The sequence below is a fragment of the Desulfosporosinus cupriresistens genome (assembly GCF_001707885.1).
GTDB lineage: Bacteria > Bacillota > Desulfitobacteriia > Desulfitobacteriales > Desulfitobacteriaceae > Desulfosporosinus.
This window is the reverse complement of sequence record NZ_MASS01000053.1, coordinates 13,587-29,228: the sequence shown is the minus strand read 5'-3', so window position 1 is coordinate 29,228 and position 15,642 is coordinate 13,587. Positions and strand designations below refer to the sequence as shown.

16 protein-coding genes are annotated in these 15,642 nt (G+C 45.2%); 15 read left to right on the top strand and 1 reads right to left on the bottom strand.

Features of this window, described 5'->3' with window-relative positions:
* Together DSBG_RS17290 and mraY are read left to right on the top strand one after the other, a co-directional pair.
* Nucleotides 1–354 (top strand): glutamate ligase domain-containing protein (locus DSBG_RS17290; RefSeq protein WP_491005786.1); only part of this gene is annotated, 354 nt, incomplete at its 5' end.
* A 30-nt stretch (nucleotides 355–384) separates the two neighbouring features.
* Nucleotides 385–1,392 carry a phospho-N-acetylmuramoyl-pentapeptide-transferase gene (mraY, locus tag DSBG_RS17285; protein WP_068965568.1) on the top strand — a complete coding sequence of 336 codons (1,008 nt, stop codon included), beginning with the start codon at nucleotides 385–387 and terminating at the stop codon, nucleotides 1,390–1,392.
* An 80-nt stretch (nucleotides 1,393–1,472) separates the two neighbouring features.
* Here the strand turns inward: mraY and DSBG_RS22595 are convergent, their stop codons facing one another.
* Complete coding sequence (locus DSBG_RS22595; protein ID WP_141694354.1) at nucleotides 1,473–1,850, bottom strand: hypothetical protein; 378 nt, start codon at nucleotides 1,848–1,850, stop codon at nucleotides 1,473–1,475.
* 348 nt (nucleotides 1,851–2,198) lie between these two features.
* Between DSBG_RS22595 and murD the strand changes: the two genes are divergently transcribed.
* The 13 genes from murD to DSBG_RS17220 all read left to right on the top strand — a co-directional run bounded on the left by murD (nucleotide 2,199) and on the right by DSBG_RS17220 (nucleotide 15,202).
* Nucleotides 2,199–3,566, top strand: a complete 1,368-nt coding sequence (murD, locus tag DSBG_RS17280) for a UDP-N-acetylmuramoyl-L-alanine--D-glutamate ligase (protein WP_491005785.1) — start codon at nucleotides 2,199–2,201, stop codon at nucleotides 3,564–3,566.
* A 17-nt stretch (nucleotides 3,567–3,583) separates the two neighbouring features.
* Nucleotides 3,584–4,678: a stage V sporulation protein E gene (gene spoVE / locus DSBG_RS17275; protein WP_068965566.1), complete on the top strand. Its 1,095-nt coding sequence runs from the start codon at nucleotides 3,584–3,586 to the stop codon at nucleotides 4,676–4,678.
* An 18-nt stretch (nucleotides 4,679–4,696) separates the two neighbouring features.
* Complete coding sequence (gene murG, locus DSBG_RS17270) at nucleotides 4,697–5,806, top strand: undecaprenyldiphospho-muramoylpentapeptide beta-N-acetylglucosaminyltransferase (RefSeq protein WP_068965564.1); 1,110 nt, start codon at nucleotides 4,697–4,699, stop codon at nucleotides 5,804–5,806.
* A 173-nt stretch (nucleotides 5,807–5,979) separates the two neighbouring features.
* Nucleotides 5,980–6,849, top strand: coding sequence for a hypothetical protein (locus DSBG_RS17265; RefSeq protein ID WP_068965562.1), 870 nt, complete (start codon nucleotides 5,980–5,982; stop codon nucleotides 6,847–6,849).
* Nucleotides 6,764–7,678, top strand: a complete 915-nt coding sequence (gene murB / locus DSBG_RS17260; protein WP_176716308.1) for a UDP-N-acetylmuramate dehydrogenase — start codon at nucleotides 6,764–6,766, stop codon at nucleotides 7,676–7,678. The genes DSBG_RS17265 and murB overlap by 86 nt, the downstream gene beginning before the upstream one ends.
* Nucleotides 7,679–7,778: 100 nt before the next feature.
* Nucleotides 7,779–9,044: a UDP-N-acetylglucosamine 1-carboxyvinyltransferase gene (gene murA, locus DSBG_RS17255; RefSeq protein WP_068965560.1), complete on the top strand. Its 1,266-nt coding sequence runs from the start codon at nucleotides 7,779–7,781 to the stop codon at nucleotides 9,042–9,044.
* Nucleotides 9,045–9,338: 294 nt separating this feature from the next.
* Nucleotides 9,339–10,064 (top strand): cell division protein FtsQ/DivIB, encoded by a 726-nt coding sequence (locus DSBG_RS17250; RefSeq protein ID WP_068965558.1) that lies wholly within the window; start codon nucleotides 9,339–9,341, stop codon nucleotides 10,062–10,064.
* A 19-nt stretch (nucleotides 10,065–10,083) separates the two neighbouring features.
* A complete protein-coding gene (locus DSBG_RS17245; protein ID WP_009620974.1) occupies nucleotides 10,084–10,413 on the top strand; it encodes a small basic family protein in 330 nt (109 codons plus the stop codon).
* A gap of 269 nt (nucleotides 10,414–10,682) precedes the next feature.
* A complete protein-coding gene (gene ftsZ, locus DSBG_RS17240) occupies nucleotides 10,683–11,744 on the top strand; it encodes a cell division protein FtsZ (RefSeq protein ID WP_009620973.1) in 1,062 nt (353 codons plus the stop codon).
* A 386-nt stretch (nucleotides 11,745–12,130) separates the two neighbouring features.
* A complete protein-coding gene (locus tag DSBG_RS17235) occupies nucleotides 12,131–13,048 on the top strand; it encodes a sigma-E processing peptidase SpoIIGA (protein WP_068965556.1) in 918 nt (305 codons plus the stop codon).
* Between the two features lie 3 nt (nucleotides 13,049–13,051).
* Complete coding sequence (gene sigE / locus DSBG_RS17230) at nucleotides 13,052–13,777, top strand: RNA polymerase sporulation sigma factor SigE (protein ID WP_068965554.1); 726 nt, start codon at nucleotides 13,052–13,054, stop codon at nucleotides 13,775–13,777.
* Between the two features lie 57 nt (nucleotides 13,778–13,834).
* Nucleotides 13,835–14,608, top strand: coding sequence for an RNA polymerase sporulation sigma factor SigG (gene sigG / locus DSBG_RS17225; RefSeq protein WP_068965552.1), 774 nt, complete (start codon nucleotides 13,835–13,837; stop codon nucleotides 14,606–14,608).
* Between the two features lie 318 nt (nucleotides 14,609–14,926).
* Entirely contained in the window at nucleotides 14,927–15,202 is a 276-nt protein-coding gene (locus tag DSBG_RS17220; RefSeq protein WP_068965550.1) for a YlmC/YmxH family sporulation protein, read from the top strand.
* Nucleotides 15,203–15,642 lie beyond the last annotated feature (440 nt).

Here is a 15,642-nt window from a genome sequence, read left to right as displayed (position 1 = left end):
CTTAAAGAGCGAGCGGGTGAGAACAAGACGGTTGCTATTTTAGGTGAAATGTATGAATTGGGAACTTCGGCGGAGTCAGGGCATCGCGAAGTTGGTCGAACCCTTGCAGAGTTAGGAGTCAATGTTCTAATTTCTGTGGGAAAATTAGCAGAAGAAATTGCCCAGGGGGCCCGGCTGGCGGGATACTCAGAAGATAAGATTGTGGTGACTGCTACGCGTGAACAAGCGATTACAAAAGCTCTAGATCTCCTTGGGCAATTTGGCCCAGGAACATGGGTCCTGATTAAAGGGTCCCGGGGAATGAAAATGGAAGAGATCACCTTGAATCTAGAAAGATTAGGCATATTTACTTGAATGTGCCTTAAGTAAAGGATGGAATAACACATGTCTGAGCGTTTGGTCTTGGCGACAGGATTAGCCCTTATTATTACGTTGGTCCTTGGCCCTTTTATGATACCGGTCTTAAGGATTCTTAAGTTCGGTCAAACTATACGCGATGATGGCCCTAAAAGACATTTAAAGAAGGCCGGAACACCGACGATGGGGGGCATTATTTTTCTCGTTGGCATTATTGCCAGTTCGTTGGTTACTGCCGAACAGCCCACCTCTCTGGAAATGGTGACGTTGGTAGGAATTACTTTAGGATTTGGTTTAATCGGATTCATTGATGATTTTATAAAAGTAGTGTTGCATCGGTCCTTAGGGCTGCGGGCTTACCAAAAACTCATCGGGCAATTTGGCTTGGCCTTTGTTCTTATGTGGGTGTCCGTCCATTGGTTGGGACGGGGTACGGACGTAGCTATTCCTTTCTCGACTATTCACTTGGAACTGGGTTGGTTTTACTATTGCCTGATTTCTTTAGTGATTGTGGTCATGACGAATGCAGTTAATCTTACGGATGGTCTGGATGGCTTAGCGGCAGGGAGTACTATGTTTGCTGGTATTAGCTATGTCGTGATTGCCTTACTTGCTGCGATCCAAGGGGGCGGGGTAGCAGTTCTGGCGCATGAGACGGATATGGCAGTTTTTGCAGCAGCCTTGGTTGGAGGATGTCTTGGTTTTTTGCGCTTTAATGCCTACCCTGCCAGAATATTTATGGGGGATACAGGGTCTTTGGCCTTAGGTGGGGCTTTAGTAAGTTTGGCGGTACTCACGAAGAGCGAATTGGTGCTGATTGTGATCGGAGGATTATTCGCCTTGGAAGCACTTTCGGTAATCATTCAAGTTATTTCGTTTCAAACTAGAGGAAAACGGGTCTTTCGGATGAGCCCGCTTCATCACCATTTTGAACTCGGAGGCTGGGGGGAATGGAAAGTTGTCCTCGCTTTTTGGGCTGCCTCGTTGATTTGTGCTATTATTGGGATTATTGCTTATATCCCGACGTTGGGGTAGGGAGGAAGTTTCTTAGCATCCTACGGCGCGATAGCATACGTTAATGGCTCTGCGCCTTCGGCGATACTCTCCACTGGAGACTATCGTGATCGACACGCTGCATTGCTATTCGTTTGACGCAATTCCGCTAATATGGTCTCTAAGCTAAGAAACTTCCTCCGGGCTTGTGGGTCAACGGGAGTAGGAACGGTGTTGGGGACTGTTTGCGTTTTTGACGTAAAGCGTATGAATGCAACGAGGGACGGTTCTTGGTTGCAACCGCAAAAACTCTGGGCTGTTCTGCTTGTGCGTTGCTCCTTGGCATCGTGGCATCGGTCCATCACGGCACCTTGCCATCCTGCAAGAAGGCTAATACGTGCGGAGACAGCGTCTTCGGGCGGTGATCTAACCTCAAACGTCCTGTTTGATTCATGGACAAGTCCCTTTGCGGTTCTTAATGTAAAATTGTCTGCGCTCATCGGAGTAATTCCGCTGAAGTGCTCTCTGAGTTAAGAAAGTTCCTCTTGTGGGTCGATGGGAGAGGAACGGTGTTGGGGGCTGTTTGCGTTTTGACGCAAAGGCGTATAGATGCAACGGTGGACGATTCGTAATTGCATGTGAGGCTTTTCCTTTCATGTGCGCCGCGACTGTTATTGTTTTGTGGTCAACGGGGATTTTATTTTTAGGCTTTGGGATTTAACAGAATGATAATCCCATTATATGGAAATGTATAAAAGAGAAGGTAACATGTGAAATAGAAAATTAAGCGCACTGTTTTGCATATGATACACATAGAGCTTAAATTGATTAGACGGAGGATTATAAACGTGGAATGGATGCATAAACGTGTTCTGGTCATAGGTGCTGGATTAAGTGGTCAAGCAGCTGTTCAAAAACTTCAGGGTTTGGGTGCGGAGGTTTTTCTGACAGATAGTAAGGCATTGGGGCAGCTTGCGGGTGTTGAGGAGTTGGGGCTTGATGAGGCGCATTTGATGCTGGGCAGTGTACCTGAATTAGCAGGGATTAACCCTGAACTTATTGTCTTATCTCCAGGGGTATCGCCCAAGCTTTCCCTGGTACAGGAGGCTATATCTCGAAACGTTGCCGTGTGGAGTGAAGTTGAGTTGGCTATGTATGATTGCCCTGCTCTTTGTGTTGGGGTAACTGGTACTAATGGGAAAACGACGACTACGACTTTGATCGGTGAATTGGCTAAGCTAACGGGTCGACGCACGATTGTTGCCGGAAACATTGGAGTTGCCTTAAGCGGACAGGTGGAGGGAATGGGAGAGAACAGCATCGCTGTGGCTGAACTTTCCAGTTTTCAACTGGAGTTTATCGATAAACTTCGTGTTCATGTAGCAATTTTACTTAATCTTACTCCCGATCATCTGGACAGGCATGGTACTTTGGAAGCTTATCTGGAGGCCAAAACTCAGATTTTCAAAAATCAAACGGCTACTGATTTGGCAATCTTAAATTGGGACGATCCGTTAGTGCATGATTTAGGTCCAAAATTAAAAAGTCGGGTAATCTATTTTAGTCCAACAGTTTTTTTGCCAGAGGGGGTTAGTCTTTGGCATGATCAGATTGTTTATTCAGAAAAGAGGAACATGATCCCCATTATTTCCCGCAAGGACCTCCATCTGCGAGGTGCTCATAATCTGGAAAATGTTATGGCAGCTGCAGCTGCCGCGAGAGCGTTAGGGCTTTCTTGGACTGAGATTGCTGAGGGGCTCCGCCAGTTCAAAGGGGTGGAGCACCGAGAAGAGATTGTGGGGACGTTTGAAGAGATCCTTTTTGTGAATGATTCGAAAGGAACTAATACAGATGCAGCCACCAAGGCCTTACTTGCTTTCGAGGAACCTTTGGTTCTGATAGCAGGGGGAAAAAATAAAGGACTTGATTTTCATGATTTCATGAAAGTTGTGCGAGCTAAGGTTAAAAGCTTAGTTTTATTGGGGCTAGCGGCTGATGAGATGGAACAGGCTGCGCGTGATGAAGGTGTGCAGAGAATTATTAGAGCTACCTCATTTGAGGATGGTGTTGAGAGAGCGATTGCTGAGGCAGTAGCTGGTGATGTTGTATTGTTATCCCCTGCTTGTACAAGTTGGGATATGTTTAAAAGTTATGAAGAAAGAGGGGAATTGTTTAAGGAGTTAGTGCGTAGGCATTATAGGGAACCCATTGAATAATAAAGGGGGAACTATATGTGCGAAGGTATCACCGACCAGATATGGTCTTGCTAGGAGCGATCTTAGCTTTGTTGGGGATAGGGTTCGTTATGGTCTATAGTTCGAGTGCAGTTAGAGGGTACATTCAGTTTGACGATCCTTATCATTTTCTCAAGATGGAAATTTTATGGGCGGTTATGGGGCTGGTAGCGATGATTCTGAGCATGGTTGTGGATTTGCGTTTGTTGCGTAGATTTGCTAAACCAGCCCTTTATGTAGCGATTGCCTTATTGGTTGCGGTCAAAATCCCGGGCATTGGGCGCAGAGTAAATGGTGCTGACCGTTGGATCGGGCTTGGGCCATTATCAATTCAGCCCTCAGAAGTGATTAAGCTTTCCATGGTGTTGGTGATGGCCCATGTACTAGCTCTTGACCCTCATAAGATTCGATCATTTCGCAAAGGTGTTCTGCCTATTCTCGGTTTAATGGGGTTGATAGCAGGGCTGATTATGCTTCAACCAGATCTGGGTACGACTCTGGTCATAGCGGCTACGACGTTTTTTATGTTGATTGCAGCTGGGGCAAGGGCTGGACATATTCTGGGCTTAGGAGGGACAGGGCTTGGTTTGGTGGTTGCAGCCATAGCAGCAGCTCCTTACCGAATGCGTCGTATCTTTGCTTTTTTAGATCCGTGGGCTGATCCATTGGGAAATGGCTATCAGACGATTCAAGCTCTTTTAGCGTTGGGCCCAGGTGGATTGTTCGGTTTGGGCTTAGGGCAGAGTCGTCAGAAATTCCTCTATTTGCCGGAAAATCATACGGATTTTATCTTTGCAATGATTGGAGAGGAACTCGGTTTTATTGGTGCGTCCCTGGTAGTCTTGCTTTTTTTCCTCTTCGCTTGGCGGGGTTTTCGCGTAGCAATGAGGGCCCCGGACGCTTTTACAGGTTTCCTCGCAGTTGGTTTAACGGCCATGGTATCTATTCAGGCGATGATTAACATGGGTGTCGTTAGCGGGGTATTGCCGGTAACCGGGATTACCTTACCATTTATAAGTTATGGAGGCACATCACTTGTCTTTACAATGCTAGGCGTTGGAGTGCTTCTGAATATTTCCCGAGAAGTACGGTAAGGAAAAGGGGTATAGACGGTGCGAGTAATGTTGACTGGTGGCGGAACAGGTGGCCATATTTATCCAGCGTTAGCTATTGCCAAAGGGTTGCTAGCGCGTGATGCTGAGACTCAAATTCTTTACGTGGGAATACGTGACGGGATGGAAGCGCGTTTAGTGCCAGAGGCGGGACTTGAGTTTGCTGGGATTTCAGGGAAAGGACTTCCGCGCAAATTAAGTTTGGATATGATAAAAGTTTTAGGTGGAAGTTTTAAGGCCCTCTGGGAGACGAAAAAACTACTGCGGCAATTTCATCCCGACCTTGTGGTTGGAACCGGGGGATATGTGTCCGGGCCGGTTGTTTTGACGGCTGCCCTTTTTAACATTCCAACGTTGCTTCATGAACAAAACGCCTTGCCTGGGATTACCAATCGTCTATTGGCACGAGTTGTCCGCCGTGTCATGGTAACTTTTCCCGAGAGCACTGAGCATTTTGGCGCAAAGAGAAAACTTGAACTTGTTGGGCTCCCAGTTCGTCCGGAAATTGGCCAGGTTTCTCGCGAGGTTGGGGCAAAGCACTTTAAATTACGACCGGATCGCCTAACGTTACTAGTGACCGGTGGAAGTAGAGGGGCGCGTACGTTAAATATGGCCATGACTGGGGTCTTAGAGCACCTTGCGCAATACAAGGAGGTTCAGGTAATTTGGGCAACCGGCAAAACAACGTATGCAGAAACTATTGAAGAATTTAAGAGAAGAGGAATATCCTGGGAACGTTCGGGCTGGCGTATCCTTGAATATTTGAAAGATATGCCGGAAGCGTTAGCCTGCGCGGACATCTTTATTGGACGGGCAGGGGCAGCTTCTTTGGCTGAGTTGATGGTGGTAGGTATTCCTAGTGTCTTAATTCCTTATCCATATGCAGCGGAGAACCATCAAGAGCATAATGCTCAAGCTCTAGTTCAAGCTGGCGCAGCTCAGATTATTTTGGACTCAGAATTAGACGGAGAACGATTGTGGAAGGAAATAGATGGGTTAATTTCGCAACCTAAACTCCTCGCAAAAATGGGAGATGCTGCTCGTACGCTAGCACAACCGGAGGCTTTAAATAAAATTGTAAATCTCTGTAGGGCCACTGCATGGCACTAAAGCGTGGTTCGATATGCGTGGTTCGTAGTTCGAAATAACAAATAACAAACATATGGGCATTGATTTCGAAGTTCGAACACGAATAGCGAATATCGAACATCAAACATCGAGTTCGCTCACACCTTTTTACTTTACTGCATAGCATATGGCAGTAACTAAGAAAAGGAGTGAGCATGGTGTGGCCAAAACGAAAAATACAATTGGTTGCTTCTTCTGCGGCTCCCGGAATAGACGGAGTTCGGGCCGTTCTGAATGGGATTCAGCTGGAATTTTCCGAGGTTGAACCTGCAACGGAGGATTTAAGCCGGGAATTCTCAGAAAGCTGGTTTGAGAAGCCATTTGATTGTACTCCCTCATCTCCGCCCGAAGAATTAGGTATTGCGACAGAATGGGTCTTCTGGCCAGAGGAGAAGCCAGACGATTTCTGGAGAGAAAAGGCACTCGAGCTGGGAGTGAATCAGCAATCTATTCAATCGTTCATACATAATATTTTGGATGATGAACTAATTATCCCATTATCAGAACCGATGGTTTTTCTAGATGGACGCCCCTTGCTAGGGCATTTATTAAATGGGGCCGGATTTGAACCAACCATTCTTTGGTTGACAACTGACGGAAAATGGAAATTCGAAAGAAGGCAAGGTTTACATTGGCTAATACCGGAATCTTGGTTGGCGGATCTGGTGGAAGAAAATTTATTAAAAAGAGGAACCGTTCAGGTCGAAAAAAAAGCGACTTGGGTGGTGCGTGAAACTGGGATTGACTTTTATCGTGAGCAAGAGGGTTTGAAATTTCTTGGTCAAATGCCTAGGTGGTTGGAACCGACAGAAGAGCAAGTAGTTTGTCAGGATATAGCTATGTGTATAGACTTAGGAGTTTCTTGGCTAGATATTCGGTTGGCCCTTAGCTCTCTTTGGAAGAGCCAAATAATGACGGATAACTTGAGGTGGAACAAGGATGATTTTGGATGGAATGCCAGGGCGTGTGGAGAAAGATTACCCGCTGGACCTCCTGAATACGTGGAAGATTGGTGGGCCCGCTGAAATAGTGTATTGGCCTCAAACTTCGGCAGATATGTCGATCGTGTGGCAGCGCGCGCGAGAAGCAAAAATCCCCGTTTGGCTGATTGGACGGGGTTCAAATCTTCTATTACCGGATGAAGGGCTTCCCGGAATTACCTTGGTGACCACGTCTCTCCGCGCGATTGAATGGGGTGAGTACAAGGTTCAAGTTGAAGCGGGGTACACGCTAGCGCATCTGTCTCAAGAAGCAGGGGAACGAGGGTGGAGTGGCCTTGAGTTTGCTCGGGGAATTCCAGGATCCGTGGGCGGTGCCGTTATGATGAACGCTGGTGCTCATGGAGGCGAAATAGCTCCTCACATAATTAGTGTCACGGCCCTTTGGGCGGATGGTACAGTGAAAAAGCTAGAACGAGCTGAGCTTGAATTTGCTTATCGGTTCTGCTCTTTGCGAGGCAAAGCATGGGTGGTTGAAACCCAACTTGCATTTTCTCCAGGGGATCGTGAACAGATTCTAAGCCAGATGAAGGAGAACTTAAGAAATAGGGTGGTCAATCAACCACTTGAAAAACCCAATGCTGGGAGCGTTTTTCGGAATCCACCAGGCGATTCAGCTGGCCGTTTAATTGAGTCTGCTGGTTGGAAAGGAAAAAGTATCGGTGGAGCGCAGGTTTCAGACAAACACGCTAACTTTATTGTAAATACCGGTAACGCCAAGGCTAAGGATGTGCTCGCGTTAATTGATGCTATTTCAAAAGATGTTCAGTCAAAGTATGGAATCAAGTTGCAAATGGAAGTAGCTTACTTTAACGAGGCACGAATCGAGGGCGAACAAAGTTTGCAGAACGATTAATCACTCCAAGTTGAATACGTACTTCGATTCACAGAATCGAATTCACAAATCGAACATCGAGCCTCGAACATCGAACATCGAATAAAAGGGGGGTAAGATCATGGCGTTGGATCGCTATGTTATCACCGGAAAACAGCGGTTAGAAGGAAGTATCCGGGTAAGCGGGGCAAAAAACTCTTCTCTTCCCTTACTGGCAGCTACCTTGCTCGCTGAAGGGACATCGACCTTACTAGAAATCCCGGAGTTAGCTGATATTACACATATGATTCAGGTGCTTGAGCACCTGGGCTGTAAAGTTGAACGCCAAAATGAGGCTATGCTCATCAATGCTGGAGGATTAGAGTCCTGCCATGTCGACGAGGGGCTTATGCGCCAAATGCGTGCTTCTAATCTAATTTTAGGTCCATTACTAGCCCGGAGTGGACGGGTGAAACTATCTCGACCGGGAGGGTGTGCCATTGGTTCGCGCCCAATGGATCAACATATAAAGGGCCTTCAACAATTGGGTGTGAAGGTTAAAGAAAAACATGGGTATATCGAGGCATGGGTAGATCAGTTACTAGGGGCTGATGTCTACCTGGATGTCCCAAGTGTTGGTGCAACAGAAAACATTATGATGACTGCTGTCTTAGCTAAAGGAACGACTATGATTCGCAATGCCGCACGCGAACCGGAAATTATTGATTTGCAAAATTTCCTTAATAAGATGGGAGCAAAAGTACGAGGCGCAGGAATGGACGTCTTGAGAATAGACGGGGTGGATATGCTTCATCCTGCAGAACATATAGTCATACCGGATCGGATCGAAGCGGGTACGCATATGGTTGCAGCGGTCATGACTGAAGGCGATGTGGTCATTGAGAATGTTGTACCAGAACATTTAGAACCTGTCATTGCTAAATTGCGCCAGGTAGGAGCTAGAGTGACCTTTCTGGATGATTCGATTCGTGTTCAACAGCGAGGAAGAATTCGGGGCGTGGACCTCAAGACAATGCCCTATCCGGGATTTCCAACGGACATGCAACCACAGTTTATGGCTATGCTCTCGTGCGCGGAAGGAACTAGTATCATTACGGAAACTATTTTTGAAAACCGCTTTCAGCATGTGGATGAGTTACGTCGTATGGGTGCGCAAATTACGGTTGAGGGGAGAACGTCCATTATACGTGGGGTAGAAACGCTTGAAGGGGCATTCGTGGAAGCCACAGATCTGAGGGCTGGGGCTGCACTCTTTCTTGCAGCATTAGCAGCAGAGGAAGTAACTGTGCTGGAAAAAGTAGATTTTATTGATCGTGGCTACGAAAATTTAGAAGAAAAATATCATCGTTTAGGTGCCAAACTTCTGCGTGTTACCCAGAAGGGGTAACGGCGAGGCGTGAGGCGCGATGCGTGAAGCACGAAGCACGAAGCACGAATTGAAGGCGAACAAAGTTCGCAGAATAATTATTCTCACCAAGTTTAATACGTTCTTCGATTTACAGAATGGAATTCACAATTCGAACATCGAACCACGAACTTTGAGAATCGATTTTGCCTCGAGCAGCGTGCTTCGAAATGAGGTGCGTCGAATATTGGCGTATTTTGTCAGTAAAAGTCTCTCAAAAAGGCATGACAGAATAGGACTGTATTCGTTATACTTGGGACAAGGAGGAAAGACGAAATGCAACCCAAGAAAATGAATACGTCCTTTCTCTATGTTGCTGTTTTGACGATTTTGCTTGCATTGGGTTTGACGCAGTTTTTGCGTTCCAGTGCATTCGGAGTTCAAAATGTAAAGGTGCAAGGGCTTAAACTGATCCCGGAAAGCGAAATCTTGAAATTGGCTAATGGGGTTCAAGGACAAAACTTATTGCTCTTTGATCAAGCAGAGCTAAGTTATAAAATTTCATTACATCCGTTAGTCCAAAGTGTTAAGTTTCAGCGGAAGCTCCCGCACACACTTGTTATTCAGGTGACTGAACGAACTCCGGTTGCCTTGGTCGTTGTTCCGAAGGGGGTCGTGGAGATTGACTCACAAGGGACCTTTTTACGTCGTTTGGAGAGTTGGCCTAAAACGGATCACCCAGTGATTACTGGGATTAATCTTATGGATACCGCTGGACCAGGGCAAAGCCTAGGTAACCCTTCACTAACAGCAGCACTTCGCCTGCTGGGACAAGCTCCAACAGGTTTACTTGCTCAGATTGGTGAAATCCATGTTGATCCTAGTCAACAAATGACGGTGTTCTTGACCAGTGGAGTAGAAGTTCGCCTTGGACAAGCCAATGATTGGAAAGATAAATTAAATGCTCTTTTTCAACTAGTAAGCGATAAAGAGTATAAATCATTTCAACAAGGGGTTCGATACATTGATTATACGGCGGCAAAGCCAGTCATTGGCCGCTAAATCAGGGAGGACAAGTAACATGTGGTTACCGTTATTGGGTTTAGTTTTAGGATTGGCCATAGGGTATGTCAGCCCACTTTCCGTGCCAATTGAATATGCAAAATACCTATCCGTGGGAATCCTAGCAGCTTTAGATTCCGTCTTAGGTGGGATACGTTCCGCGCAGGAAGATCATTTTGATAGCTCTGTGTTTTTGAGCGGTTTTTTTATTAACATGCTTCTCGCAGCTTTCTTGGCTTACGTCGGAGATCGCATTGGAGTTGATCTTTATTTGGCAGCTGTTGTTGCATTTGGCGTACGACTATTTCAAAATATTGGGAGCATACGCCGTCATCTGTTAAAAAGGTAATAGTGATAGAGGAACAAAGTATTATGGGTAATTTTATATTTTGCAAAAAGTTTTTTGTTTCAAAAAAAGGGATAAAGCATCAACATATAGAATTTATTACGTCATTGAATTTAAAGTACTGAACGTATAGAGTTTTTGCACGTTTATGGGCATGTTTCGCGCCTGTTTGCAAGACAAGCGAGCGTTTGGACAACAAAGTTAAATAATAGTTATAGCCTGCATTTTTTAAACAGGCAGGTCAGAATGAAGCGAGGGGGTTAAAGCCTTAGATGCTAGAATTTGATACGGATTTAAACCAATTTGCAGAAATCAAGGTTATTGGTGTCGGTGGTGGTGGGAACAATGCGGTAAATAGAATGATTACTGCCGGCTTACAAGGGGTAGATTTTGTAACTGTAAATACTGACTCTCAGGCTTTACAGCTCTCCCGCGCAGGCCAAAAAGTTCAAATAGGGATAAAGTTGACTAAAGGACTTGGAGCTGGAGCAAATCCCGAAATTGGAGCTAAGGCAGCAGAAGAAAGCCGTGAAGAACTTGCTAAGGTGTTAAAGGGTGCGGATATGGTTTTCGTCACAGCAGGGATGGGAGGCGGAACCGGCACAGGTGCGGCACCTATTGTTGCGGAAGTGGCCAAGGAAATGGGAGCTTTGACGGTTGGTGTGGTTACGCGCCCTTTTACTTTTGAAGGCCGTAAACGGGCTATGCAGGCAGAAAAAGGAATAGCTGAACTTAAAAGTAAAGTGGATACACTTATAACGATTCCGAATGATCGTTTGTTGCAAGTAGTGGACAAGCATACTACGATTCATGAGGCTTTTCGCATTGCGGATGATGTCCTGCGACAAGGGGTACAAGGGATTTCAGATTTGATTGCAGTTCCTGGCTTAATCAATTTGGATTTTGCTGATGTAAAGACCATTATGTCAAATACTGGATCGGCCCTAATGGGTATTGGTCAGGCAACTGGTGAAAACCGTGCAGCGGATGCTGCCCGTAAAGCAATTTCCAGCCCACTGTTGGAAACTTCGATTGAAGGAGCCAAAGGAGTGTTGCTTAATATTACTGGTGGGACTAATTTAACCCTTTTTGAAGTAAACGAAGCTGCCGGAATTATCGCAGAAGCTGCTGATCCTGAGGCAAATATTATCTTTGGCGCAGTTGTCGACGAGAATCTCAAGGAAGAAATCAGAGTTACCGTCATCGCGACAGGTTTTGATCAGCAGTGGGCTGGCTTTGGTCTTGCACCAGGAAAAGCCCAAGATAACATAATCAAACCGGTTGCGACGGAAGTTGATATCGATATCCCAGAGTTTCTAAGGCGTCGTCGTTGATAGTATTCTGTGAACTTTATTTAAGTTAAAAGAAATAAAAGTTGACAACCAAAATCTTAGGCCAGCATGAGGTGGCCATCAAATCTAAGACGTTGTGATATCTCAAGTCTCTGTCAACCGACAGAGACTTTTTCGGTTTTCAGCTTTCATTATCAGCCGGCCGCTGTTTATTACAGGCGGTTTTTTTTTGTTTAAATACGCATTTCAATGTGCCATCTATCATATAAGTTAGTACATCTTGTCGAGATATATTGCTCGTTGATGAAACCCTACAGCACTCGCATTGGTTCTCCTAAAAAATACCATTACAACCCACCGAAAGCGACAGCTTTTACTACAGTCTTTAGATATAATCTTGTGAGAAGCGTATGGAAAGGATGCACCTGATGGGCGTAGTAGAGACTTATCTCGATCTGGATATTCTCATTAACGGAGGGATGGACGCACTTATTCTCACTCTTACCAGCCGACTCATTCGTCTTCCGCTCCGGCCAACCCGGATCCTAGCCGCTGTCCTTCTCGGCGAAATCCCGGTGGTTCTAGCCTGTTATTCCACTTCGCCATGGACCACGTTAAGTAAATGGGTTGTTCCATTTCTAATGGTCGGAGCCGCTTTCCCGATGCGTAGAGTGTACACCTTTCTCAAAGCAGTGGTTGGGTTTTGGCTTCTTTCTGCAGGACTCGGTGGATTTGTGTATGCCTTATGGGGGTGGGTGCAATTTGATGATGAACTAGGTAGTGGCCTCTTTACATTGGCCCTAAGTAATCTTTGGATACTTCCTCTAGGGGCATTAATGTGGTGGCTTTTGCAGCGTCTTTGGTTGCGATGGCAGGAAAGAAACGCAGTACTAAAGCAAATTATTTACGATTTAGAAATTGATTTTGGCGGTGATGAACATAGTGGGGTTGTCTGCATTAAAGCGTTGTTGGATACCGGTAATCATTTGCGAGATCCGTTAACCGGGCTTCCTGTTATTTTGCTGGAAGAGGAGATTGCCGCTAGTGTAATGCCTGATCATGTGCGATCATTTCTAAACATTCCGTGGAAAGACTACGCTGACCCTTGGCCGTTATTGTGGAAGGTCAATCCTAGTTTAGTAAAACACTTAGTTTTTATACCTTTTCAAGCAATTGATCGACAAAGCTGGCTACTTGGGTTGAGACCTCAGCGCGTGACGTGTTTTGACAAAACGGGATCTCGACAAATCCATGCAACGGTGGCACTCGTTAAGCAAGTGCTAAGTTCAGAGGGTGAATACCAAGCGTTACTACACCCAGAACATATGCAGAAAGGTGGAGATTGATTAATGAAGTGGTGGAGTGATGTTCAAGATAACGTTAGACGCCTATGGTTCATGCTCCTTCAAAAAATCCGTGGAGTTAGAGGGATTTATTACGTTGGAAGCAGTGAAGCGCTCCCCCCACCACTCAACTCAGACGAAGAAGGGGTTCTCTTGGAGCGCCTCGAAATGGGGGATCCGTCCATTCGAGATATTTTAATTGAACGGAATTTACGGCTTGTTGTGTATATTGCCCGTAAATTCGAAAATACTGGGATAGGGATTGAGGATCTCGTTTCGATTGGAACAATTGGGTTAATCAAAGCGGTAAATACGTTTGATCCTCAGAAAAAAATTAAACTAGCGACCTATGCTTCAAGGTGTATTGAAAATGAAATTTTAATGTATCTTAGACGAAATAATAAGACTCGTTCTGAAGTATCGTTTGATGAACCATTGAATATTGACTGGGATGGTAATGAACTACTCCTATCAGATGTTTTAGGTACCGAAAATGACATTATCTCCAAGCCAATTGAAGAACAGGTTGATCGGCAGTTGTTGCATTTAGCGATGGGAAGGTTAACAAACCGGGAAAAGGTGATTATGGAATTGAGGTTCGGGCTGGATAACGGGGTGGAAAAAACACAAAAAGAAGTAGCGGATCGACTGGGAATCTCACAATCCTACATTTCGCGGCTTGAGAAAAGAATTATTCGTAGATTACGCAAAGAATTTTGTCGATTGGAATAACCTAAACTGTGTTCGGGCATACTTCCCAACAGAATTTGCTGGGGAGGTGCTCGTAGTTTGGCATTAAATAAAGTTGAGATTTGTGGAGTGAACACCTCAAAGTTGCCTGTCTTATCCAGCGTGAAAATGAAAGAGTTGTTTGTAATTTATCAGGCTGGAGATCGCAGCGCTCGAGACAAACTTATTCATGGGAATCTTCGTCTTGTTCTCAGCGTGATTCAGCGGTTTACGAATCGGGGAGAATATGTAGATGACCTTTTTCAGGTTGGTTGTATCGGGTTGATGAAAGCTATAGACAATTTTGATCTTGGCCAAAACGTTAAATTCTCTACTTATGCCGTCCCTATGATCATCGGGGAAATACGTCGTTACTTGAGAGACAACAATCCAATACGGGTGAGTCGGTCACTGAGGGATATTGCCTATAAGGCCCTTCAGGTAAGAGATCAGCTAGTCTGTGATTGCTCACGAGAACCAACCGTTACAGAAATCGCTGATAAGCTTTCTTTGCCACGTGAAGATGTTATTTTTGCCTTAGATGCTATTCAAGAACCGATTTCTCTATTTGAGCCAATCTACCATGACGGAGGAGATCCTATTTTTGTAATGGATCAAATTGGAGATGATAAGCAGTCTGACAAAGGTTGGATTGAGGGGTTGGCAGTCCGAGAAGCTTTACGACGTCTCAGCGAACGGGAAAAACTCATCTTGTCTTTGAGGTTTTTTGATGGCAAGACTCAGATGGAGGTAGCTGACGAGATTGGAATCTCACAAGCTCAGGTATCCCGTCTTGAGAAAGCTGCCATGCAACACATGCGCAAGTATGTGTGAATCCGGGAGGTCAGATGTCAGAGGCCAGAAGTCGGATACACGCAGCACCAAGCACGACGCAAAGGGATTGAAGGAGATTCGAACTGCAAGCCAGAACTCGATTATGAAACGAGGCTAGATAATCATCGAGTAAATATGTTTGAACTGTAGGCTATTTTTTGTCCCTCCCTCATATGATGACCTATAGGAAACTTACTTATGATTAAGCTCCAGCGTTCTTCATAAGTCATAGTTGAACTTATATCGGGGCTATACGTGATATTCGACTTCGAATTATCGAACCTCGAACCCCGAACATCGATTAGGGGGGGTCTTAGAATGAGGATCTCGGATTTACGATTATTGGATGTTGTGAATGTTAAGGATGGACGTCGGTTAGGGCCAATTAAAGACCTTGATTTGGATCTTGAACGGGGTGTCGTCAAAGGGATTATTGTGCCAGGACCCTCGCGAAGTTGGGGCTTTTTCGGCAGTAGCAAGGTAGAAGACTATGTTGTTCCGTGGGATCGTGTTAAGAAAATTGGGGTTGACGTCATCTTAGTCGATGCCAATGATCTACCTGAATTTAATACAGACAATGATGACCGTCGATAAGGGGATGTGTGAAAACTCAGTCTCCAAAATTTCAAGTGGTTACAACAATCAATAAGCGTCCTCATTTCACTATAAAAGTGGAGTGAGGACGCTTATGTTTTGATGATATAGAAGCAAAAGTGGGGATGTGAAAAATATAGTAACAAGTTTTAGCACAACCTCTTTATATTTTATACTAGTCAGAAAGTATAACTTTTTGTTTCATACTTTCTGGAAGGTCCCTTCTCACCTTCCTGCAAGAAGGTTAATACGTGCGAAGACCGTGTCTGTTAGAAGGGTAATCCGTGCGAAAACAGTGTTTTCGTGGGTTACAGGGACACTTGGCCATCCTTGGTCAGCGCATCAGCGCAACTAGGCGGCCGCCAAGTTTTCTTTATCAGGACTAGGAGGAATGATTAATCACATTGTGGTGAAATTGTACCCTAATAGGAGTAATGTCG